The 21,389-nt window shown below is 64.8% G+C and carries 21 protein-coding genes and 1 pseudogene; 14 read left to right on the forward strand and 8 right to left on the reverse strand.

Annotation, left to right across the window (positions count from 1 at the left end; all coding sequences use genetic code 11):
• The 8 genes from lpxA to LQT98_RS09330 all read left to right on the forward strand — a co-directional run bounded on the left by lpxA (nucleotide 1) and on the right by LQT98_RS09330 (nucleotide 5,417).
• A complete protein-coding gene (gene lpxA, locus LQT98_RS09295; protein WP_048411260.1) occupies nucleotides 1-777 on the forward strand; it encodes an acyl-ACP--UDP-N-acetylglucosamine O-acyltransferase in 777 nt (258 codons plus the stop codon).
• Between the two features lie 5 nt (nucleotides 778-782).
• Nucleotides 783-1,955 (forward strand): lipid-A-disaccharide synthase, encoded by a 1,173-nt coding sequence (gene lpxB / locus LQT98_RS09300; RefSeq protein ID WP_048411261.1) that lies wholly within the window; start codon nucleotides 783-785, stop codon nucleotides 1,953-1,955.
• Nucleotides 1,952-2,554 carry a ribonuclease HII gene (gene rnhB / locus LQT98_RS09305; protein ID WP_231462070.1) on the forward strand — a complete coding sequence of 201 codons (603 nt, stop codon included), beginning with the start codon at nucleotides 1,952-1,954 and terminating at the stop codon, nucleotides 2,552-2,554. Before lpxB ends, rnhB begins: the two co-directional genes overlap by 4 nt.
• The gene (locus LQT98_RS09310; protein ID WP_231462072.1) at nucleotides 2,551-3,042 is read left to right on the forward strand and encodes a DNA-deoxyinosine glycosylase; all 492 of its coding nucleotides are present in this window, start codon (nucleotides 2,551-2,553) and stop codon (nucleotides 3,040-3,042) included. Before rnhB ends, LQT98_RS09310 begins: the two co-directional genes overlap by 4 nt.
• Nucleotides 3,043-3,097: 55 nt before the next feature.
• On the forward strand, nucleotides 3,098-3,310 hold the full coding sequence (locus tag LQT98_RS09315) for a hypothetical protein (protein ID WP_048411263.1): 213 nt from the start codon (nucleotides 3,098-3,100) through the stop codon (nucleotides 3,308-3,310).
• 66 nt (nucleotides 3,311-3,376) lie between these two features.
• A complete protein-coding gene (mobB, locus tag LQT98_RS09320) occupies nucleotides 3,377-3,898 on the forward strand; it encodes a molybdopterin-guanine dinucleotide biosynthesis protein B (protein ID WP_231462073.1) in 522 nt (173 codons plus the stop codon).
• Nucleotides 3,885-5,078, forward strand: coding sequence for a molybdopterin molybdotransferase MoeA (locus tag LQT98_RS09325; RefSeq protein WP_231462075.1), 1,194 nt, complete (start codon nucleotides 3,885-3,887; stop codon nucleotides 5,076-5,078). The genes mobB and LQT98_RS09325 overlap by 14 nt, the downstream gene beginning before the upstream one ends.
• Nucleotides 5,079-5,081: 3 nt before the next feature.
• On the forward strand, nucleotides 5,082-5,417 hold the full coding sequence (locus tag LQT98_RS09330) for a 2Fe-2S iron-sulfur cluster-binding protein (protein ID WP_231462077.1): 336 nt from the start codon (nucleotides 5,082-5,084) through the stop codon (nucleotides 5,415-5,417).
• A 50-nt stretch (nucleotides 5,418-5,467) separates the two neighbouring features.
• Here LQT98_RS09330 and LQT98_RS09335 read toward each other — a convergent pair whose 3' ends face one another.
• The 3 genes from LQT98_RS09335 to dsbD form a co-directional block, all read right to left on the reverse strand.
• Entirely contained in the window at nucleotides 5,468-6,091 is a 624-nt protein-coding gene (locus LQT98_RS09335; RefSeq protein WP_231462079.1) for a LysE family translocator, read from the reverse strand.
• Between the two features lie 77 nt (nucleotides 6,092-6,168).
• Nucleotides 6,169-7,275 (reverse strand): AI-2E family transporter, encoded by a 1,107-nt coding sequence (locus LQT98_RS09340; RefSeq protein ID WP_231462081.1) that lies wholly within the window; start codon nucleotides 7,273-7,275, stop codon nucleotides 6,169-6,171.
• An 89-nt stretch (nucleotides 7,276-7,364) separates the two neighbouring features.
• Nucleotides 7,365-9,161, reverse strand: a complete 1,797-nt coding sequence (dsbD, locus tag LQT98_RS09345) for a protein-disulfide reductase DsbD (protein ID WP_231462083.1) — start codon at nucleotides 9,159-9,161, stop codon at nucleotides 7,365-7,367.
• Nucleotides 9,162-9,370: 209 nt separating this feature from the next.
• Between dsbD and LQT98_RS09350 the strand changes: the two genes are divergently transcribed.
• Complete coding sequence (locus tag LQT98_RS09350) at nucleotides 9,371-10,153, forward strand: alpha/beta fold hydrolase (RefSeq protein WP_231462084.1); 783 nt, start codon at nucleotides 9,371-9,373, stop codon at nucleotides 10,151-10,153.
• Between the two features lie 95 nt (nucleotides 10,154-10,248).
• On the opposite strand, the gene LQT98_RS09355 is transcribed toward LQT98_RS09350, so the two are convergent.
• From LQT98_RS09355 to LQT98_RS09370, 4 genes and pseudogenes are all read right to left on the reverse strand, one after another.
• The gene (locus tag LQT98_RS09355) at nucleotides 10,249-11,058 is read right to left on the reverse strand and encodes a hypothetical protein (protein WP_231462086.1); all 810 of its coding nucleotides are present in this window, start codon (nucleotides 11,056-11,058) and stop codon (nucleotides 10,249-10,251) included.
• A gap of 213 nt (nucleotides 11,059-11,271) precedes the next feature.
• A complete protein-coding gene (gene dxs / locus LQT98_RS09360) occupies nucleotides 11,272-13,122 on the reverse strand; it encodes a 1-deoxy-D-xylulose-5-phosphate synthase (RefSeq protein WP_231462087.1) in 1,851 nt (616 codons plus the stop codon).
• Between the two features lie 14 nt (nucleotides 13,123-13,136).
• Nucleotides 13,137-14,033, reverse strand: a complete 897-nt coding sequence (locus LQT98_RS09365; RefSeq protein WP_048411271.1) for a polyprenyl synthetase family protein — start codon at nucleotides 14,031-14,033, stop codon at nucleotides 13,137-13,139.
• Nucleotides 14,023-14,271, reverse strand: a pseudogene (locus tag LQT98_RS09370) (exodeoxyribonuclease VII small subunit); the annotation flags it as partial. The gene LQT98_RS09365 and the pseudogene LQT98_RS09370, both read right to left, overlap by 11 nt.
• A 240-nt stretch (nucleotides 14,272-14,511) precedes the next feature.
• On the opposite strand from LQT98_RS09370, the gene LQT98_RS09375 reads away from it, so the two are divergent.
• The 5 genes from LQT98_RS09375 to LQT98_RS09395 all read left to right on the forward strand — a co-directional run bounded on the left by LQT98_RS09375 (nucleotide 14,512) and on the right by LQT98_RS09395 (nucleotide 21,151).
• Nucleotides 14,512-15,345: an SDR family NAD(P)-dependent oxidoreductase gene (locus tag LQT98_RS09375; protein WP_231462090.1), complete on the forward strand. Its 834-nt coding sequence runs from the start codon at nucleotides 14,512-14,514 to the stop codon at nucleotides 15,343-15,345.
• Between the two features lie 211 nt (nucleotides 15,346-15,556).
• A complete protein-coding gene (locus LQT98_RS09380) occupies nucleotides 15,557-17,362 on the forward strand; it encodes an ABC transporter substrate-binding protein (protein WP_231462091.1) in 1,806 nt (601 codons plus the stop codon).
• A 48-nt stretch (nucleotides 17,363-17,410) separates the two neighbouring features.
• Entirely contained in the window at nucleotides 17,411-18,352 is a 942-nt protein-coding gene (locus LQT98_RS09385; protein WP_231462093.1) for an ABC transporter permease, read from the forward strand.
• A gap of 16 nt (nucleotides 18,353-18,368) precedes the next feature.
• On the forward strand, nucleotides 18,369-19,433 hold the full coding sequence (locus LQT98_RS09390; protein WP_231462095.1) for an ABC transporter permease: 1,065 nt from the start codon (nucleotides 18,369-18,371) through the stop codon (nucleotides 19,431-19,433).
• 17 nt (nucleotides 19,434-19,450) lie between these two features.
• On the forward strand, nucleotides 19,451-21,151 hold the full coding sequence (locus LQT98_RS09395) for an ABC transporter ATP-binding protein (protein WP_048411277.1): 1,701 nt from the start codon (nucleotides 19,451-19,453) through the stop codon (nucleotides 21,149-21,151).
• A 47-nt stretch (nucleotides 21,152-21,198) separates the two neighbouring features.
• Here LQT98_RS09395 and LQT98_RS09400 read toward each other — a convergent pair.
• The coding region (locus tag LQT98_RS09400) for a hypothetical protein (RefSeq protein WP_231462098.1) at nucleotides 21,199-21,389 on the reverse strand (191 nt) is incomplete at its 5' end.

Consider the following 21,389-nt stretch of genomic DNA (forward strand, 5'->3'; position numbering starts at 1 on the left):
ATGGCCATCCATCCAACCGCCATCGTCGACCCCAAGGCCCAGATCGCCGCCGACGTGGAAATCGGCCCTTACACCATCATTGGCCCCAATGTCAGCATCGGCAGCGGCAGCTGGGTGGGCCCTCATGTGGTGATCGAGGGTCACACCTCCATCGGCAAGAACAACCGTATCTTCCAGTTCTGCTCGCTGGGCGCCCAGCCGCAGGACAAGAAGTACGCCGGCGAGCCGACCCGCCTGGAAATCGGCGACAACAACACCATTCGCGAATTCTGCACCTTCAACACCGGCACCGCCCAGGATGTGGGTGTGACCCGTGTCGGCAATGACAACTGGGTGATGGCCTATGTGCACGTCGCGCATGACTGCCAGGTGGGCAATAACGTGATCCTGGCCAATAACGCCACCCTGGCGGGCCACGTGCAGTTGGGCGACTGGGTGATCCTGGGCGGCTTCACCAGCGTGCATCAGTTCGCCATCATCGGCGAGCACGCGATGACCGCCTTCGCCAGCGCCGTGGCCCAGGACGTGCCGCCGTTCGTGATGGCGCACGGCAACCGCGCGGTGCCCTCCGGCATCAACGCCGAAGGCATGAAGCGCCGCGGCTTCAGCGCCGAGCAGATCCGCCGCGTGCGGGGCGCCTACAAGACCTTGTACCGCCAGGGCCTGTCCTTCGAGGACGCCAAGGCCGCCATCCTGGCGGACGCCGCCGCCGGCCACGATGAGCTGGCGCCGTTCACCCGCTTCTTTGGCCAGTCCGCCAGAGGCATCATTCGCTGAGATCCATGCCCGACACTTTGTTCAAAAGCAAGCGGGCACTGAAGGTCGCCATGGTGGCTGGGGAAGCCTCGGGCGACCTTCTTGCCGCCCACCTGATGGACGCGCTGATGGCGCGCCATCCCGACATCGAGTTCGCCGGCATCGGCGGCCCGCGCATGGAAGCGCGGGGTTTCGTCAGCCACGCGCCGCAAAGCCGGCTGGCGGTGATGGGCTATGCCGAAGTGCTCAAGCGCCTGCCGGAGCTGCTGCGCATCCGCCGCACCCTGCGCGATAGATTGCTGGCCGAAAAGCCGGACGTCTTCATCGGCATCGACGCGCCGGACTTCAACCTGGACCTGGAAGCCACGCTCAAGCGCGCCGGCATTCCCACCATCCATTACGTCAGCCCCTCGGTCTGGGCCTGGCGGCCGGAGCGGGTGCAGCAGATAGGCCGCAGCGTCAGCCACATGCTGTGCCTGTTTCCGATGGAGCCGCCGCTGTACCGCCAGGCCGGGGTGCCGGTCACCTATGTCGGCCACCCGCTGGCCAGCGAGATTCCGCTGCGGCCGGACCAGGGCGCGATGCGCGAGCAGCTGGGCCTGCCGCAGCGCGCGCCGGTGTTCACCCTGATGCCGGGCAGCCGCGTCAGTGAATTGGAACACATGGCGCCGCTGTATATCGAAACCGCCAAACTGCTGCTGAAAACCTATCCGGACGCCCAGTTCCTGGTGCCCTTGGCCACCCGTCCCACCATGGCGCTGTTCGACCGCATGCTGAGCCGCCACAAGGGCTGGGACCTGCCGCTGCGCAAGCTGTTCGGCCATGCGCAGATGGCGATGATCGCCAGCGACGCGGTGTTGGTCACCAGCGGCACCGCCACGCTGGAAGTGGCGTTGACCAAGAAACCGATGGTGATCAGCTACAAGCTGTCCGCGCTGACTTACCGCCTGGTCAAGCGCAAGATCCGCCTGCCTTACGTCGGCCTGCCCAATATCCTGTGCGGCCGCTTCGTGGTGCCGGAGCTGCTACAGAAGCAAGCGACGCCGGCCAAGCTGGCGGCGGAAATGCAAAGACTGTACGAGGATCAGGACGCGCGCCGCGAGATGGTGGACGCCTTCACCGAACTGCATCAGTCCTTGCGCCAGGACACCGCCGCATTGGCGGCGGAAGCGGTGCTGCACGTGGTGGGGCGGCAATGAGCGGGCTTGATCCGGAACGGATCGCCGGAGTGGACGAAGCCGGCCGCGGCCCGCTGGCCGGCGCGGTGTTCGCCGCCGCGGTGATTCTGGACCCGGCCAAGCCCATCGCCGGCCTGGCCGATTCCAAGGTGCTGAGCGAGGCCCGCCGCGACGAGCTGGCGCTGTTGATCAAGCGCGACGCGCTGGCCTGGTGCATCGCCAGCGCCAGCGTCGAGGAAATCGACAAGCTCAATATCCTGCACGCCACCATGCTGGCGATGACGCGGGCGGTGCAAGGCCTGCAGCCGCAGGCGACGCGCGCGCTGATCGACGGCAACCGCGTGCCCAAGGGCCTGCCGGTGCCGGGCGAAGCCATCGTCAAGGGCGACGCCAAGGTGGCGGCCATTTCCGCCGCGTCCATCCTGGCCAAGACCGCGCGCGACGCCGAACTGGTGGCCTTGGACGCGCTGCATCCGCAATACGGTTTCGCCCGCCACAAAGGCTATCCCACCGCGGAACACCTGGCCGCGCTGGAGCAGCACGGCGCCTTGCCGGCGCATCGCAAGAGCTTCGGCCCGGTCAAGGCCTGGCTGGCGCGGCAGCAGGGGCAATTGTTTTGAGCGGCGAGGCCGCCAAATCCTGTTTCCCGCCGGTGGCGCGCGCCGATGCCCGCGTCTTGGTGCTGGGCTCCTTGCCCGGCGACGCCTCGCTGCAGGCCGGCCAGTACTATGCCCACCCCCGCAATCAATTCTGGCCGCTGCTGCAGGCGATCACCGGCCGGCCGCTGGTCGAACTGGCCTACGCCGAACGCCTGGACGCGCTGCAAGGAGCCGGCGTGGCCTTGTGGGACGTGATCGCCAGCGCGCGGCGGCGCGGCAGCCTGGATACCGCCATCCGCGATCAGCGCGCCAACGATCTGCGCGAGCTGGCGCAGAGCCTGCCGCGGTTGCGCGCGGTCGCCTTCAACGGCGCCACCGCCGCGCGCGCGGCCGGACAGCTGGATGGCCTGGGGCTGGATATTCTGGCCTTGCCTTCTTCCAGCCCGGCGCATACGCTGGCGTTTGACAGAAAACTTGAAGTTTGGCGGCAACTGGGACGATATTTGTAGTTGACGATGGCCAAACGCGCTCGTCGTCGCGATGAAACCACCTGGGGGAGCGAATATGGGCCATTACTGCATATGGTTTGTCACGCCGGACGACAGCGTGATGCGCCGGGCCGAAGTGGTGATCAACGGCGTGATCCATTGCCATCAGGTGCTGGAGGAAATCGAGGCGCAGCTGGCGGTGGACTGCGGCCTGACCCAGGTGATGATCGTGGACTGGAAGCGTTTTGAGACGCCGGAGCAGGCCGGTAAGCTCGCTCACGCGGCTTAGACGGCTAGCTCTTTGGTAGGAGTCAAGCCCGCAGGCGGCCATGCTATCATGGCCGCCTGAATCTTTATGGGGGTCGGCGTCATGCGCGTGTTGGGTTTCGCCGGCTATTCCGGCAGCGGCAAGACCACCTTGCTGGAAAAACTGATTCCCCGTCTGACCGCGCGCGGCCTGCACGTCGCCGTGGTCAAGCACACCCACCACGATGTGGACTGGGACACGCCGGGCAAGGACAGCTGGCGCCATCGTCAGGCCGGAGCCACCCAAGTGCTGCTGGCCTCGGCCCGCCGCCGCATGCTGGTGGAGGAACTGGCGGACAGCAATGATTTGCCGCTGGCCGCCCACTTGGCGATGCTGGGTCCTTGCGATCTGGTATTGGCCGAAGGCTTCAAACACGAAGCGATTCCCAAGATAGAAGTGGTCAATAGCGCGCTGGCCGCACCGGCGTTGCATCCGCACGACGGCCAAGTGCTGGCCGTGGTCGGCGATCTGCCGCAAACGCTGGACCTTCCCTGGTTTCACCGCGACGACGCCGACGCCGTCGCCGCCTTCCTGATTACACGATTGGATCTGCCCCATGCTGAGCTTTGAACAAGCCCGCGACTGGCTGCTGCAGCGCGCCCAGCCGCTGAGCGCCACCGAACAAGTCGAACTGCTGGCCGCCGCCGGCCGCGTGCTGGCCGAACCGGTGCTGGCCACGCTGGACGTGCCGCCGCACGACAATAGCGCGATGGACGGCTACGCGCTGCGCGCCGCCGAACAAGCGGCGGCGATGCCGGTGTCGCAGCGGGTGCCGGCCGGCAGCGTGCCGCAGGCATTGATCGCCGGCAGCGTGGCGCGCATCTTCACCGGCGCGCCGATCCCGCCCGGCGCCGACGCCGTCATCATGCAGGAACAGGCGGAAACCGCCGCCGACGGCACGGTCAGCTTCAGCCAGCCGGCCAGCGCCGGCCAGAACATCCGCCGTCGCGGCGAAGACATCCGCGTTGGCCAGGAAATCCTGCCGGCCGGCAAAGTGCTGAACCCGGCCGACATCGGCCTGGCCGCGTCCATTGGTGTGGAAACGCTGACGGTGCGCCGCCCGCTGCGAGTGGCGGTGTTCTTCACTGGCGACGAGCTGGTGGAGCCGGGCCGGCCGCTGGCCGCCGGTCAGATCTACAACTCCAACCGCTACTGGCTGGCGCCGGCGCTGATGCGTCTGGGCTGCGAGGTGATAGACCTGGGCATCGTCCGCGATTCCCTGGGCGCCACCCGCGAGGCGCTGCGCGACGCCGCCGACGCCGCCGACGTGATCATGACCTGCGGCGGGGTGTCGGTGGGCGAGGAAGACCACGTCAAGGCCGCGGTCGAGGCCGAGGGCTCGCTGGACCTGTGGAAACTGGCGATCAAGCCGGGCAAGCCGCTGGCTTACGGCAAGATCGGGCTGGCGGACTTCATCGGCCTGCCGGGCAATCCGGTATCCGGCTTCGTCACTTTCCAGGTGCTGGCGCGCGCCTTCCTGGAACGGCGCGCCGGCCTGCCGGTATCGGCGCTGGCGCCGGAAGGTCCGTACCCGGCGGCTTTTGACTGGACCCGGCCGGATGCGCGCCGCAGCGAATTCATCCGCGTGCGTCGCGTGTGCGTCGACGGCCGCTGGCAGTTGGAACTGTACCCGCAGCAAGGCTCAGGGGTATTGATGTCCTGCGCCTGGGCCGACGGCCTGGTGCGCTTGGAGCCGGGTCAGGCGGTGGCGCGCGGCGACATGCTGGCCTATCTGCCGCTGGTGCAGTGAGCCGTGCCCACCATCCGCTTCGTCGATGAAAACGGCGCGCTGCTCGGCGAACAGCAGGCGGCGCCCGGCGACAATCTGCTGGACCTGGCGCGGCTGGCGGACGTGCCCTTGCACTGGCGTTGCGGCCAGGGCACTTGCGGTACTTGCAAGGTGAGGCTGGCGACGCCGGAGGCGGAGCAGCGGCCCAGCCGCAAGGAGCGCAATGTGCTGCTGCGCGCCGGCGCCATCGACGCCGCCCAGGCCGCCAGCGAATGCTGGACCGAGGCGCGGCCGTGGCGGCTGGCCTGCCACCTGCATCTGAGCGATGACGACTGGGAAGTGGAGTGTCCGGCGTTTTGAGCGCCAACAAAAAGGGCCCGTAGGGGCCCTTGTTCTATTGCATTAGGCGCTCAAGCGCTTCTGCGGTACAGCGCGATCGACCCCGCCAAGGCCAGCAAGGCGCCGCCGCTGACGCGGTTCAGCCACTTCACGCCGTTCTCCCGCCACAGTTGCAGCGATTTCGCGCCCAGCAGCGCGTAGCCGCTCATCGCCAGCACGTCTATCGCCACGATCACCGCGGCCAGCGCCAGGTACTGGGGCAGTTGGGCCTCGGCTGGCGCGACGAACTGCGGCAGCAGCGCGGACATGAAGAAATAATACTTGGGGTTGCCCATGGCCACGGAGAAGCTCTTGGCGACGGCGGCCCAGCGCGAAGGCTGGCGCGCGGCATCATCAACCGAGGCTAGCCCGCCTTTGGCGCGCAGCATCTGCAGGCCGACATAGGCGAGAAAGGCCACGCCCAGCCATTTGACGATCAGAAATAGCGTTTCGGACGCCGCCAGCAGCGCGCCGAAACCCAGGCCTACCAACAGCACCAGCAGCAAGTCGGCCAAGACCGCGCCCAGCATGCCGTACAGCGCATAGCGCAGGCCGAAGCGGGAACCATTGCTCAGCGCCAGCAAGACCGTGGGCCCCGGCGTGAGAATGCCCACGGCCATGATGAAGGCGAAGGCGAGCAGGGTGGCGAGGGTCATGGTCGGGATTCTCCTATTGCAGTGGCTTTGAGCCTGTTCAAGGTCTCGCTCTTGCTCGCGGGATGGTAAGCACGGGCTTAATCGGCGGTCTGTTCCGCGCAGTCTTCATCTGCGTTCTTGGGCTCCGGGCACTCCGGCCGCAGCCAGTGGCGCAGCATGGTCAGCGCCACCGCCAGCAGGGTGGGGCCGATGAACAGGCCTATCACCCCCCAGGCGATCAGGCCGCCGATCACGCCGAGGAAGATCAGCGACAGCGGCATCTGCGCGCCCTGGCTGATCAGCAAGGGCTTCAGGATGTTGTCTATGGTGTTGATCAGCAAAAAGCCCCAGACCAGCAGAAAGATGCCCAGGCCGGTGTTACCGGTGTAAAACACCCAGGCGGCGGCCGGCAGCCAGACGATCAGCGTCGGCATCTGCGCCACCGCGACGATGAAGCAGAGGAAACCCAGCACCAGCGCGCCGGGCACGCCGGCGATCAAGAGGCCGATCACGCACAGAATGGTCTGCGCCAGCGCGGTGCCCACCACCCCGGTGGTGACGCTGCGTATGGTGCGGGCGATCACGTCCGGCAGCTCGCCGGCCGGCGCGCCGCCCAGCTTGATCACGACCAGCTCCACCATGTCCCACAGCCGGTCGCCGTTGATCAGCAGCAGGCCGGACACGATGATGGCCAAGACGATTTCCAGCAGGCTCAGGCTGAGATTGGCGCCGCCGGACAATAGCCACAGCGCGCCCTGGTTCACCGCCGGGCGGATTTTTTCGAAGAAGCCGGGCAGGTCGGCCTGCACGCTGCCCCACAGCTTTTGCAGGCTTTCACCCACCACCGGGATATTGGCCAGCCAGGCCGGCGCGTTGGGCAGGGTCAGCTGGGTCAGGTCGTGAGTGAGGCCGGACAGATGGGGCAGGGTGTCCGCCAGGGTCAGCGCCATCAGGCCGATGGGAATCGCCAGCGCCAGGGCCAGCGCCAGTACGATGAGCAGGGCGGCCAGCTTGTGGCGTTCCCCCAGTTTTTGCCGCAGCCGGCAATGCAGCGGCCAGGCGGAAATGGCGATGATGGAGGCCCAGGTCAGGGCGCCCAGGAACGGTTGGATCACGCGCAGGCAGGACATCACCAGCAGGGCGATGATGGCGATCTGGAACACCGCCAGAATGCTGACATTGGGGAATGCTTTATTGATGGCCATGGGGCTCTCGGAAAATGAAAAACGGGCCGATCTGGATCGGCCCGCTGATTCTGCAATGCAATGGAGCTGAATGCAATTGGCGCTTGCGGCTATTGCGGGTTCGCCGCGGCCAGGGTCTTGGCGAAGGCGGCGGGCGGAGTGAAGCCGACCACGCGGTCCGCCTCCTGGCCCAGCTTGTCGAACAGGATGATGCCGGGCGGGCCGAACAGACCGAAGCGCTTGAGCAGCGCCTGGTGCTCGGCGTTATTGGCGGTGACATCGGCCTTGACCAGCACATAGCCCTGCATCTGGCGGCTGACCGCCGGGTCCGGGAAGGTTTCCGCCTCCATCTCCTTGCAGGACACGCACCAGTCCGCGTAGAAGTCCAGCAGCAGCGGCTTGCCCTCGGTCTTGGCCTTGGCCAGCAAGGCGTCCAGCTGCGCGTTGTTGGCGGCGGGCTGGAACACGGCCTCGGCGCGGGCCTCCGCCTGGCCTTGACCCAGCCAGCGCAGCGGATAGCGCGGATTGTCGGCGCCGGCCAGCAGGCCGGCCAATTGCGCCGCGCCTATCAACAGCAGCGCCACGCCGGCGGCCTTGCCCAGCCGTCGCGGCGCGCCGGCGTTGCCAGGCAGCGCTTCCAGCGCGCCCAGCGACACCGCGCTGCCGATCAGCAGCAAGGCCCACAGCAGCATCACCAGCGCGCCCGGCAGGAAGGGCGCGGCCAGCCAGATGGCCAGGCCCAGCATCACCACGCCGAAGCCGGCCTTGACGGTTTTCATCCAGCCGCCGGCGCGCGGCAATACATGGCCGCCGAAAGTGCCGATCAGGATCAGCGGCAGGCCCAGGCCCAGCGCCATCGCGTACAGCGCCGCGCCGCCCAGCGCGGCGTCGCCGGTGCTGCCGATATAGCCCAGCGCCAGCGCCAGCGGCGGCGCGACACAGGGGCCGATGATCAGCGCGGACAGCGCGCCCATCGCGAATACGGTGGCGAACTTGCCGCCGGACAGATGATTGGAGGTGTCGGCCAGCCGAGATTGCAGCGCCGACGGCAGCTGGATGGTGAACAGATCGAACATGGACAGCGCGAACACCACCATCAGCGCGCTGGCGCTCAGCACCACCGCCGGCTGTTGCAGCCATACCGTCAGCAGCGAGCCGGTGAGGCCGGCGATGACGCCGACCACGGTGTAAGTCAGCGCCAGGCCTTGCACATAGGTGAAGGACAGCAGGAAACCGCGGCGGCGGGTCAGTGTTGCGCCCTGGCCGGCAATCAATGAGGAAACGATGGGCAGCAGCGGATACATGCAGGCGGTGAAGGCCATGCCTATGCCCGCCAGCAGAAAGGTGCCCAATGTGGTCAGCCAACCCTGGGCTGCCAGCTCATTGTTGCCGGCCGGGGACTTTCCCTGCGGGGAGGCCTCCGACAGCCATTCGCCCAGCTTGCCGCCGGCGGCCGGCGTGCCGCCCACCTTGAGCTTGTGGGTGTAGGGCGGGTAGCAGACGCCGGCGTCGGCGCAGCCCTGCAGCTTGACCTGCAGCTCGAACTCGGCCGGCGCGTTGGGCTGCAGGGGCACGGTCACCACGTTCTTGCCGAGAAACACGGTCTGCTTGCCGAAGTACTGGTCGTTCTTTTCCTTGCCGGCCGGGAATTGCGGCGCGCCCACCAGATTGGCCGGCTGGCTGCTGATCTGGGTGCGGTCGCGGTACAGGTAGTAGCCGGGGGCCACGTCCAGCGTCAGCTTGAGCTGGTCGCCGACGCGTTCCACCTTGGCGGCGAAGGCTTGCTCGGCCGGCAGCAGGTCGTCCTGGTTGATGGCGTGCGCGGGCAGGCTCAAGCCCAGGCAGGCCAGCGAGATCGCGAGCAAGCCCACGATTCGGGATGAGAGTAGCGATAAGTTGATTGGCACGGGATGACTCTATGGTTTATGGTCGTTAGCGTTTGAATGACCGGCGCGCACAGGCATTGGTTCCGTGGCGGCCGGGCGGGGCGCGGAAGGCGGCGGTTTTGGTCGCGACCGCATCTTGCTATGCGAAAACAATATGCATTAAATTCAATTCACGGGCAAACGGTAAGATAGAATATTTATATAAAAACTAGGGTGCGACACCAGACATCATGCGAGAAACGATTCACTTTGCTCATGCCAACAGTTTTCCAGCCTCGGTTTACCGCAAGTTCCTGGCCACGCTGGGCGAACGCCACCAGGTGGGTTTCCTCGACGCCATCGGCCACGATCCCCGCTATCCGGTCACCGATTGCTGGCCGCACCTGGTGGAGGAAACCATCGCCCATATCGAAGCCCACAGCCAGGGGCCGGTGGTTGGCGTCGGCCATTCGCTGGGCGGCTTCCTGATGTTCTACGCCGCCTTGCGCCGGCCGGAGCTGTTCAAACGCATCGTGATCCTGGATTCGCCGCTGATGGGGCCGTTCCGCTCGCGCGGCATCTGGCTGGCCAAGAAGCTGGGCTTCATTGATCGCGTCACCCCGGGCGGCAATACCCTGAAGCGGCGCGACAACTGGGCGTCGGTGGCCATGGTTCACGACTACTTCGCCCGCAAGTCCATGTTCGCCCGCTTCGACCCGGACTGCCTGGCCGACTACGCCGAGCATGGCACGGTGGACGACGGCCAGGGCGGACGCAAGCTCAAGTTCCGTCCGCAGATCGAGCATGAAATCTACTGCGCGCTGCCGCATGATTTTCCGCGTTATCGCGGTCAATTGAAAGTGCCGGCGACTTTTATCGCCGGCACCGGTTCGGATGTATTGAAGCCGGCGGATCTGCGCTTCATGCGCAAGCACTTCAATATCGAGGTGCAGATGCAGCAGGGCAGCCATCTGTTTCCGCTGGAACGGCCGGTGGAAACGGCGCGGAGGATACTGGACCTGCTGGAGGCCTGAGCCGGGACCTGACGGTCAAAAATAAACGGAAGCCCGCGGGCTTCCGTTTTGACTGCTGCTTGCGTTTGAGCGGCGAAGCGCTGCTTCCAGGCAGGCTAGATGGGACGGATCTCTTGCGGGTAAAGCAGGGCGATATGGGCCCTGCCTCCGGAGCGGTCGGTCAAGAACAGCTGTGCCAACAGCAGATGCTGTTCCGGCAGGGAGTTCAGGTCGGTCTTGATCTTGTCGAACAGCTCGGCCTTGTAGGTGGCTTGGGACTTGCCGTCGGCCTCGGTGGAGTAGGTTTTCAGTGCCCAAGCATGGCCGACATGAGCTAGCTCGGGGTTGGCTAGTCCCAGTTTGTGATAAATGACGCCTTTGGCGTCGGAGCCATCCTCGTCGGAGTAAGCGAGCAGGGAGAAGCTGGGGTCGATGTGATTCAGGGCGAAGTTCAGCTTGTCGGCCACGTTTTCGATATAGCGCTCGAAGTCGCAGGTGTATAGCCAGGGAGTCCGCGAAATGAGTGGTTTGATGTAGGTGGTGGGATAGAACAGGGTGATGGTGGCCTTGCCCTCCTTGCTATCCGACAGCAAGAGCTTGGCGCCGAAAGCCTCGGACGGCGACAAGTTGTTCAGTTTGTTGCGAATCTTGTCGAATAGTTCTGCGTTGTAGGCGGCCTGATCGTCGCCTTTGGGCTTGGCCTCGATATAGAATTTTTGCCAGCCGGCATTGTTCTTCTGGATATTGCCCTGGTTGGCCGGCGCATAAAACACCACGCCCTTGGCCGGATTTTCTCTCTCGTCGGCTACGGCGGCGATGATGTGATGATTGGCCCGCGATAATTCATCGGTGCGCTGTCTGATCTTCTCCAGCAGTTCATCGATATCATGCTTAAACTCGGCAATATAATCCCAATTATTTGACATTGAATGACTCCATGGAAGTTGAATGACGCGGCGGTGTCGCGCACCGAATCAATTCTATGTCATTGGCAAATTGGCGCAGCTGACAAATGCTGAGCATGTCGTGTAGGGCAGGGGGGGGGCGGCAGGCCGTTCGTGGCGTTAGGTGGGTGGGCTCGCGTCGTCAAAGCAAAACGCCCGGCGGAGCCGGGCGTTGAAGTTGGACGACAAACCTTCTTACAGCATCGCCAGCCGCTGGCGCACGCTACGCTCGATGCCGGCGGCGTCCAGGCCGCAATCGGCCAGCATGCCGGCCGGATCGCCGTGCTCGACGTAATCATCCGGCAGGCCCAGCTGCAATACCGGCTTGAGGATGCCCATCGCCTGCATTGCTTCCAGGCAAGCCGAGCCGGCGCCGCCCATCACCACGTTTTCCTCCACGGTGATGATCAGATCGTGGCTTTCCGCCAGCCGGCATACCAGTTCCGCGTCCAGCGGCTTGACGAAGCGCATGTCGGCCACGGTGGCGTTCAGCGCCTCGGCGGCGGCCAGGGCCGGGGTCACCATGCTGCCGAAGGCGAGGATGGCCACCTTTTCGCCTTCGCGGCGCAGCCGGCCCTTGCCCAGCGGCAACGCCGTCATCTCGGCCTGGATCTCGGCGCCGGGGCCGGTGCCGCGAGGGTAGCGCACCGCGGCTGGGCTGTTCAGCATGAAGCCGGTGTACAGCATCTGGCGGCATTCGTCCTCGTCCGATGGCGCCATCACCGTCAGATTGGGGATGCAGCGCAGGAAGGACAGATCGAAGGCGCCCGCGTGGGTGGGGCCGTCCGCGCCCACCAGGCCGGCGCGGTCGATGGCGAACAGCACCGGCAGGTTCTGCAGCGCCACATCGTGGATCAGTTGATCGTATGCGCGCTGCAGGAAGGTGGAGTAGATCGCCACCACCGGTTTGGCGCCGTCACAGGCCAGGCCGGCGGCGAAGGTGACCGCGTGCTGCTCGGCGATGGCCACATCGTGATAACGGTCCGGGTGCTCCTGCTCGAAGCGCACCAGGCCGGAGCCCTCGCGCATCGCCGGGGTGATGCCGATCAGGCGCGGGTCGCGCTTGGCCATGTCGCAGATCCAGTCGCCGAACACCTGGGTGTATTGCGGCTTGCCGCCGCCCTTGCCGCTGGCCAGGCCGTTGCTGGGGTCGAACTTGGTGACGCCGTGGTATTTGACCGGGTCGCTTTCCGCCAGCTTGTAGCCGTGGCCCTTCTTGGTGACGATGTGCAGGAACTGCGGGCCCTTGAGGCTGCGGATATTGCTCAGGGTGTCCACCAGCACGTCCACATCGTGGCCGTCGATCGGGCCGATGTAGTTGAAGCCGAATTCCTCGAACAAGGTGCCCGGGGTGAAGAAGCCCTTGACGTGCTCTTCCACCTTGCTGGCGATCTCCTTCAACGGCGGGGCGATGCCCAGCACCTTGCTGGAGCCTTCGCGCATCGCCGCGTAGAAGCGGCCGGACATCAGCTTGGCCAGGTAGTTGTTCAGCGCGCCGACATTGGGGGAGATCGACATCTCGTTGTCGTTGAGCACCACCAATAGATCGGTGTCCATCGCGCCGGCGTTGTTGAGCGCCTCGAAGGCCTGACCGGCGGTCATCGAACCGTCGCCGATGATGGCCACGCATTTGCGCTCTATGCCCTGGGTCTTGGCCGCCACCGCCATGCCCAGCGCCGCGCCTATGGAGGTGGAGGAATGGCCGACGCCGAAGGTGTCGTATTCCGATTCGTCGCGCTTGGGAAAGCCGGCCAGGCCGCCTTTCTGGCGCATGCTGCCCATGCGCTCGCGGCGGCCGGTCAGGATTTTGTGCGGGTAGGTCTGGTGGCCCACGTCCCACACCAGGCGGTCGTCCGGGGTGTTGAACACATAGTGCAGCGCGATGGTCAGCTCGATGCTGCCCAGGTTGGAGGCGAAGTGGCCGCCGGTCTTGCTGACGCTTTCCACCAGGAAGTCGCGCAGTTCCGTGGCCAGCGGCGTGAGCTGCTGGCGCGACAGCTTGCGCAGGTCGGCAGGGCTTTGAATGGTCTCGAGCAAGGGGTACATAGTTTTCAGCTTCTTCAGAACGAGCGCGCGACGATGTAGTCGGCCAGTTCTTTCAATCGTTGGGCGGAATCGCCAAATCCTTCCAGCGCGGCAAAAGCCTCGTCGCGCAAGTCGCGGGCAAACTGCTTGGCTTCGGCCAGCCCCATCAGGCTGACATAGGTGGGCTTGTCGTGGGCGGCGTCCTTGCCGGCGGTCTTGCCCAGCGTGGCGGTATCCGCCTCGCAGTCCAGCACATCGTCCACCACCTGGAAGGCCAGGCCCATGCGCTTGGCGAACACGTCCAGGCGGGCGGTTTCGTTCTCGCTCAGCGGCCGGCCGGCCATGGCGCCCAGCAGCACCGACGCGCGTATCAGCGCGCCGGTCTTCAGCAAATGCATGTATTCCAGTTCCGGCTGGTTCAGCGCCTTGCCCACGCTGGCCAGGTCTATGGCCTGGCCGCCGGCCATGCCGGCGTGGCCGGCGGCGCGCGCCAGCGTGTGCGTCATCGCCAGCTGCGCGCGGGCTTCCACCCCGGCCATCGGCGTGGAGAGCACGTCGAAAGCCAGGGTTTGCAACGCGTCGCCCACCAGGAGCGCGGTGGCCTCGTCGTAAGCCACGTGGCAGGTGGGCTTGCCGCGGCGCAGCACATCGTCGTCCATGCAGGGCATGTCGTCGTGCACCAGGGAATAGACGTGGACCATTTCCACCGCCGCGGCCACGCGGGCCAGATTGTCGGCGCTGGCGCCCACCAGTTCGCCGGCGGCGAAGGCTAGCAGTGGCCGCACCCGCTTGCCGCCGCCCAGGCTGACATAGCGCATCGCCTCGTGCAGCTTTTGCGGCGTGTGCTGGCCGGAGGGCAGCAGGCGTTCCAGCGCGCCTTCCACTTGCTGCTGGATCTCGGTCATCCAGGCCATGAACGGTTTATTGGCCATTGGACAATTCCAGTGCTTTGAGTTCGTTGTTTTCCAGTATTTTCAGCTGCTGTTCCGCGTCGGCCAATTTGCCCTGGCAGAACTTGATCAATTCTATGCCCTGCTTGTAGGAGCCGAGCGCCGTTTCCAGCGGCATGTCGCCGCTTTCCATCGCCTGGATGATGTCTTCCAGTTGGGCCAGTGCGGTTTCGAAACTGGCCGGCGCTTTGCTGGCTTTAGCCATGGCGTTTTCCTTATTGTGCTTTGTGGTGGCCGGGCCGTGCGTTTTCTATTGGTGTCGCGTGGGCGCGGGCGGCTCTTTAAGGCCGTCATTCTAGTCCAATTTCCCGGTGTGGCGACAGAGGCGATTGAGCGCTTTTGGCAAGTCGGGACGCGGTTGGAATGGTAATCGTCCAGGAAGGGAACGCGCCTAGCGGACAATTCCCCGTCGTCCGCATTTGCGGTAGGGTGTCGCCAATAGAAAACGACAGGGGCCAGCATGCAATCTCAACCATCGATACTCATCACCGGCTGCTCCAGCGGCATCGGCTATCACACCGCCATCATCCTGGCCCAGCGCGGCTGGCGCGTGATCGCCAGCTGCCGCGCCGCCGCTGACGTGGAGCGCCTGCGCAGCGAGGGCATGACTTGCATCCAGCTGGATGTGAACGATACCGGTTCCATACACACCGGTTTGGCCCAGGCGCTGGAGCTGGCCGGCGGCCGCCTGGACGCCTTGTTCAATAATGCCGGTTTCGGCCAGCCCGGCGCGGTGGAGGACATCAGCCGCGCCGCGATGCGCGAGCAGTTCGAGACCAATTTGTTCGGCCCCTGGGAACTGAGCAACGCCGCGCTCAAGGTGATGCGCGCCCAGGGTCATGGCCGCATCGTGTTCAATAGCTCCATCCTCGGCTTCGCCGCCATGCGCTGGCGCGGCGCTTACAACGCCAGCAAGTTCGCGATGGAAGGCTTGTGCGACACCCTGCGCCACGAATTGCACGGCAGCGACATCCATGTGTCGCTGGTGGAGCCGGGGCCGATAGAAAGCCGCTTCCGCCCCAATGCGCTGGCGCGTTTCCTGAAGAACGTGGACATCGACGCCAGCTGTCACCGCGAGGCCTATCAGCAGCAGCTGGCGCGGCTGAAGAAAGAGGGCCACGCCGCGCCGTTCACCCTGCCGGCCAGCGCGGTGGCGGAGGCGGTATACCGCGCCATCACCGCGGCCAAGCCGGCGGCGCGCTATCGGGTGACTTTCCCCACCAAGCTGTACTGGTGGCTGCGGCGTCTGTTGCCAACCCGTTGTTTTGACTGGGCCTTGCGCGCGGCTACCTGATGCACGGCCAAGTCTTTGGCTTAGCATGAGTTTTTCTATGCATAGTCATGTTTTTTCTTAGATGACATTTTGATAGTTTCTTGTTGATCTAGTCTGGCGATTCGCTTTACAGTCACGGCACTTGCTCATGGTATTTGCTCATGCCGGAGCAGGCATAACAAATATTGAGATGCCGGGATTCCCGGCTCCGTGACACAAAGGAGTAAGCGAGATGAATCGCTGGAAATGGCTGCCCCTGCTGCTGGCGGGGGCGGGCCTGTTCGCGTCCGCGCAGGCGGCCGATATGACCAAGACGCTGAAGGTGTCCTTCCTGGCGCCCGAGACCGGCTTCGACCCGGCCAAGATGAGTGACATCTATTCGCTGGGCGTGATCGAGAACATCTTCGACAACCTGCTCAGGTACGACTATCTGGCGCGGCCGCTCAAGCTCAAACCCGGCACCGCCCAGGCGCTGCCGGAAATATCGGCGGACGGCAAGGTCTTCACTTTCAAAATCCGGCCCGGCATCTATTTTGCCGACGATCCGGCCTTCAAGGGCAAGAAGCGTGAGCTGACCGCGGCGGACTACGCCTACAGCATCAAGCGCTTCGCCGATCCCAAGGTCAGTTCGCCCAACGCCACCTCTTATACCGACTACGTGCTGGGGCTGGCGGAGGCGGGCAGCGCCGCCAGCAAGAAAGGCCGCTTCGATTACGACAAGCCCATCGAAGGCATCAAGGCGCTGGACCGCTACACCCTGCAGCTGACGCTGAAAAAGCCCAATTACAACTTCCTCTACACCGTGGCCGCCAAATTCAGCGGCGCGGTGGCGCGCGAGGTGATTGAAACCTACGACAGCAACACCAACGCCCACCCGGTGGGCACTGGGCCGTTTGTGCTGAAGGAATGGAAGCCGGGCAACCGCATCATCCTGGAAGCCAACCCCGGCTACCGCAAGGAAGTGTTCGCCGACGAGCCGGCCGCCGACGCGCCGCCGTTGGACCGCGAAATTGCAGATCAGCTGCGCGGCAAGACCCTGCCGGTCATCGGCCGCATCGATATCAAGGTGATAGAAGAAGAACAGCCGCGCTGGCTGTCCTTCCTCAACAAGCAGATCGACTACATCGGCGTGCCCAAGTCCGCGATTCCGTCCACCGTGCACAGCAGCGAGGCCAACCCCTTCCAGGCCAGCCTCAACCCGACGCTGGCGCAGCGCGGCATCCGCCTGCACCACAATCTGGGCATGGACCTGACTTACGCCTTCTTCAATATGCGCGATCCTGTGGTGGGCGGTTATAGCAAGCAAAAGATCGCGCTGCGCCGCGCCATCGCCATGGCTTACCCCAGCCAGGAAGTGATCAAGCTGCTGTACAGCGGCCAGGCCATCCAGTTGCAGAACCTGGTGCCCCTGAACATGGTGGGCAACGATCCGCGCTTTCACGGCGCGCCGGACTTCGATCCGGCGCTGGCCAATGCCTTGCTGGATCAGGCCGGCTACAAGATCGGTCCGGACGGCTACCGCCGCCAGCCCAACGGCCAGCCGCTGCTGATCACCCAGGCCACCCAGGGCAGCGCATTCGACAAGCAGTTCAACCAGATCTGGCAGAAGGCTTTCGACAGCATCAAGCTGCGCGTCACCTTCAAAGTGGCCAAGTGGAATGAAAACCTCAAGGCCGCCTACGCCGGCAAGGTGCAGATGTGGTCCTTGGGCGGTTCCGCCGCCATTCCGGATGGCGACGACTTCGTCACCGGCTTGTGGAGCAAGCAGATTGGCATCGCCAACCTGCCGTTCTTCAGCCGGCCGGAGTTCGACAAGGCTTATGAAGCATCGCAAGTGCTGCCCAACGGCCCTGAGCGCGACGCGCTGTTCGACCGCATGAATCGGGTGGCCGCCGCCTATCAGCCCTATGTGCTGGGCGTGACCCGCTTCGAAAACGTCGTCAGCCACGACTATCTCAAGGGTTACAAACCGCATCCGCTGGCCACGATAGGGGCGTCCTGGCGTTATGTCGACATCGACCTGAGCAAGCGCCGCTAACTATCTTGATCCGGGGCGCAGCCGCGCCGCTATATTCTGGAGAAGCAGATGTTCAATTTCATCATCCGCCGGATCTGGCAGATGGTGCCGACGATGTTCGGCGTCATGCTGCTGGTGTTCGTGCTATTCAACTGGGTGGGCGGAGACCCCACCTATATCCTGGCCGGCAAACGCCTGACGCCGGAAGTCATGGCCAATATCCGCGCCCAGCTGGGCCTGGACCTGAGCCTGCCGCAGCAGTTCTGGCTCTTCGTCAAGCAAGTGGCCACCTTCGACTTCGGCACCTCCTGGTCCACCCAGCAATCGGTTACCGCCACGCTGGCCTCGCGCATCGGTCCCTCGCTGACGCTGACCGGCACCTTGCTGGTGTTCGAACTGCTGACCGCGCTGCCCATCGCCATCGCCGTGGCTTACTACCGCGGCACGCTGACCGACCGCATGGTGACGCTGATCTGCACCGTGGCGATGTCCGTCAGCTCGCTGGCCTACATCATCGTCGGCCAATACCTGCTGGCCTTCAAACTGGACTGGTTCCCGGTGATGGGCTGGGACGACGACAGCCTGCTGTGCAGCCTGCTGATCTACGTGCCGCTGCCGCTGATCCTGGGCATGCTGGTGTCGCTGGCGCCCAATGTGCGTTTCTACCGCAGCTTCGTGGTGGAGGAGCTTAGCCACGACTATGTGCGCACCGCGCGCGCCAAGGGTCTGTCGGAAAAAACCGTGCTGTTCAAGCATGTGCTGCGCAACGCGCTGATCCCGGTGGTCACCGCGGTGATGATGTCCTTGCCCTTCCTGGTGCTGGGCTCGATGCTGCTGGAGCGCTTCTTCGGCATTCCCGGCATGGGCAATGAACTGCTGATGGCGGTGGACAAGAGCGATTTTCCGGTGATCAAGGCCATTACCGTGACCATCGCCGGCGCCGCCATGGTGTTCAACCTGCTGGCCGACATCATCTACAAGTGGATCGATCCACGCGTGCAACTCAAGTGAGCGCGGAGCACAAGACATGACGACATTGCAAAATACCGCCGGCGCCGCGCCGGCCGCCCCCTCGCGCAGCCTGTGGGCGCTGGGCTGGCAACGCCTGAAGCGCGATCGCATCGGCTTCGTCTCGCTGTGGGTGGTGGTGGCTTTCATGCTGCTGGCCGCCGCCGGCTGGCTCAATCTGGCCGGCCGCGGCTGGAACGACGAAATCGCCGCCTCCTACGCGCCGCCGACCTTGCTGCTGGAGAAATACCGCCAGCAGGAAACCCCGGCTGCCGGCGGCGCGGCCTCCACCGCCATCGTGCCCACCGAGCGCTTGAAACCGTCGGAAGACCCCATCCACGACTGGATGGAAGCCGCGCGCCCGCATGCCGCCGAGTATGCCCAGCCGGAAGTGAAGAAAGTGGAATCGCTGCCCTTCGGCGCGGACCAGCGCGGCCGCAACATTCTGGACAAAGTGATCAAGGGTACCGCCACCTCGCTGCTGGTCGGCTTCTTCGGCGCCTTGCTGTCCATCCTGATCGGCAGCACGCTGGGCGCGATGGCCGGCTATTTCGGCCGCAAGGTGGACGATTTCCTGATGTGGTTCTACAGTGTGTTCACCTCGGTGCCGGACATGCTGCTGCTGCTCGCCTTCGCCGCCGTGGCCGGCCGCGGCATCGCCACCGTCATCCTGGTGCTGTCGCTGACCAGCTGGACCGGCACCTTCCGCCTGGTGCGCGCCGAGTTCATCAAGAACCGCTCGCGCGAGTACGTGCAGGCGGCGGATGCGATCGGCGCCAGCCACAGCCGGCGCATGTTCATCCACATCCTGCCCAATATCTCCCATCTGCTGCTGGTGCAGTTCTCCCTGCTGATGGTGGGCCTGATCAAGTATGAAGTGATCCTGTCCTTCCTCGGCTTCGGCGTGGATGTGCGCCAGGTGAGCTGGGGCTCGATGCTGGCGGAAGTGCCGGAAGAACTGCTGCAAGGCTTCTGGTGGCAACTGGCCATGGTGGTGCTGTTCATGTCCACCCTGGTCACCGCTTTCAGCATGTTGACCGATGCGCTGCGCGACGCGCTGGACCCGCGCGCGGCCGTGAAGTGAGAGGGGGAGAACAGACCATGACCCAGAACCAGACCCTGCTGTCGGTACGCAATCTCAAAGTGGCGTTCCGCCAGGAGAACGGCGGCGAATTCCAGGCGCTCAAGGGCGTCAGCTTCGACATCCCGGCCAAGCGCACCGTCGCCTTGGTGGGCGAATCCGGCTCCGGCAAATCGGTGACCTCGATGGCCATCATGCGCCTGCTGTCGCCGCAGCACGCCCAAATCCACCCGGACAGCCAGATCCTGCTGCACGGGCGCGACCTGCTGCGCGCCAGCGGCGCCGAGATGCGCGCGCTGCGCGGCAAGGACATCGCGATGATCTTCCAGGAGCCGATGAGCTCGCTGAACCCGGTGTTCAGCGTCGGCGAGCAGATCATGGAAGCCTTGATGCTGCACGCCAAGCTGGGCCGCCGCGCCGCGCGCCGGCGCGCGATCGAACTATTGCGCGAAGTGGGCCTGCCGGAACCGGAAAGCAAGGTGGACAGCTACCCGCACCAACTGTCCGGCGGCCAGCAGCAGCGGGTGATGATCGCGATGGCCATCGCTTGCGAACCCAAGCTGCTGATTGCCGACGAACCCACCACCGCGCTGGACGTGACCATTCAGAAGCAGATCCTGCAACTGATCGCCGATCTGCAGAAGAAGCACGATATGGCGGTGCTGTTCATCACCCACGACCTGGGCGTGGTGGGCGAGTTCGCCGACGAAGTCATCGTGATGCGTCACGGTGAAATCCGCGAACAGGGCAGCGTGCAGCAAATCTTCGACGCGCCGCAGGACGCCTACACCAAGGCGCTGCTGGCCTGCCGCCCGCACCTGGACCGGCGGCCGCAGCGGCTGGCAGTGATCGACGACTTCCTGCGGCCGGGCGGCTATGTGGAGCCGCCGCAGCGCGAGCGCGGCTACCGCGACGACGACGAAATCATCCTGGACGTGCGCGGGCTCAGCAAATCCTTCGACGTGCGCGAAGGCTTGTTCGGCAAGCGCCAGTTTCACGCGGTCAAGGACGTGTCCTTCAAGCTGGCCAAGGGTAAAACCCTGGGCATCGTTGGCGAATCCGGCTCCGGCAAGACCACCGTAGGGCTGACCCTGGTGCGGCTGCACCAGGCCAGCGGCGGTCAGGCGCTGTTCCACGGCCAGGACCTGCTGGGCATGGACGCCAAGGCCTTCCACGCCTACAAGCGCCGCATTCAGATCATCTTCCAGAACCCCTATGCCTCGCTGAACCCGCGCTTCACCGTGGAACAGATCCTGAGCGAACCGATGCAGCTACACGGCATCGGCCGCGACGGCGGCGAGCGGCGCAAGCTGGCGCAGGAGCTGCTGGACAAAGTAGGGATGCCGGCCGGAGCGCTGCAGAAATACCCGCACGAATTTTCCGGCGGCCAGCGTCAGCGCATCGCGATTGCGCGCTGCCTGACCTTGAAGCCGGAAGTGCTGATCTGCGACGAATCGGTGTCGGCGCTGGACGTGTCGGTGCAAGCGCAAGTGCTGAACCTGCTGCAAGACCTGCAGGACGAATACGGCCTGTCCTATCTGTTCATCTCGCACGATCTGGCGGTGGTGAAACACATCTCCGACCAGGTGATGGTGATGAACAAGGGCGAAGTGGTGGAGCAGGCGGACGCGGACCAGATCTACCGCGAACCGCAGCAGAGCTATACCCGCAAGCTGTTGGAGTCCATCCCGCAGGGCTGGATGGGGATGGCGCCGGCTTGAGTCCGCGTTTTCTTCCGTTAAGAACCGCCGGTCTCCCGGCGGTTTTTTTATTGCCCCACCAGCGCGCGGAAACCGTAGTGCAGCAGCGCGTAAGCGCCAAACAGCGCACAGAGCAGCGCGCCGTAAGCCAGCGCGGAGCGTCCGGCGTGGCTTAAGTCCGTGCTGCTGGGCAGGCAGCCGTCCCAGCACTGCGCCGCCAGAAAGCCCAGGCCGGCCGCCGCCGGGCTCAGCCACGGCC

The organism is Chromobacterium aquaticum (assembly GCF_021129195.1).
Taxonomy (GTDB): Bacteria; Pseudomonadota; Gammaproteobacteria; order Burkholderiales; family Chromobacteriaceae; genus Chromobacterium; species Chromobacterium aquaticum.

Coding starts and splice junctions, on each gene's coding strand:
- rnhB (WP_231462070.1), top strand. CDS start 1,952: ATGAGCGGGCTTGATCCGGAACGGATCGCCGGAGTGGACGAAGCCGGC.
- LQT98_RS09375 (WP_231462090.1), top strand. CDS start 14,512: ATGCAATCTCAACCATCGATACTCATCACCGGCTGCTCCAGCGGCATC.
- dxs (WP_231462087.1), bottom strand. CDS start 13,122: ATGTACCCCTTGCTCGAGACCATTCAAAGCCCTGCCGACCTGCGCAAG.
- LQT98_RS09315 (WP_048411263.1), top strand. CDS start 3,098: ATGGGCCATTACTGCATATGGTTTGTCACGCCGGACGACAGCGTGATG.
- LQT98_RS09350 (WP_231462084.1), top strand. CDS start 9,371: ATGCGAGAAACGATTCACTTTGCTCATGCCAACAGTTTTCCAGCCTCG.
- LQT98_RS09390 (WP_231462095.1), top strand. CDS start 18,369: ATGACGACATTGCAAAATACCGCCGGCGCCGCGCCGGCCGCCCCCTCG.
- LQT98_RS09365 (WP_048411271.1), bottom strand. CDS start 14,033: ATGGCCAATAAACCGTTCATGGCCTGGATGACCGAGATCCAGCAGCAA.
- LQT98_RS09335 (WP_231462079.1), bottom strand. CDS start 6,091: ATGACCCTCGCCACCCTGCTCGCCTTCGCCTTCATCATGGCCGTGGGC.
- LQT98_RS09355 (WP_231462086.1), bottom strand. CDS start 11,058: ATGTCAAATAATTGGGATTATATTGCCGAGTTTAAGCATGATATCGAT.
- mobB (WP_231462073.1), top strand. CDS start 3,377: ATGGGGGTCGGCGTCATGCGCGTGTTGGGTTTCGCCGGCTATTCCGGC.
- lpxB (WP_048411261.1), top strand. CDS start 783: ATGCCCGACACTTTGTTCAAAAGCAAGCGGGCACTGAAGGTCGCCATG.
- LQT98_RS09340 (WP_231462081.1), bottom strand. CDS start 7,275: ATGGCCATCAATAAAGCATTCCCCAATGTCAGCATTCTGGCGGTGTTC.
- LQT98_RS09380 (WP_231462091.1), top strand. CDS start 15,557: ATGAATCGCTGGAAATGGCTGCCCCTGCTGCTGGCGGGGGCGGGCCTG.
- LQT98_RS09395 (WP_048411277.1), top strand. CDS start 19,451: ATGACCCAGAACCAGACCCTGCTGTCGGTACGCAATCTCAAAGTGGCG.
- LQT98_RS09325 (WP_231462075.1), top strand. CDS start 3,885: ATGCTGAGCTTTGAACAAGCCCGCGACTGGCTGCTGCAGCGCGCCCAG.
- lpxA (WP_048411260.1), top strand. CDS start 1: ATGGCCATCCATCCAACCGCCATCGTCGACCCCAAGGCCCAGATCGCC.
- LQT98_RS09385 (WP_231462093.1), top strand. CDS start 17,411: ATGTTCAATTTCATCATCCGCCGGATCTGGCAGATGGTGCCGACGATG.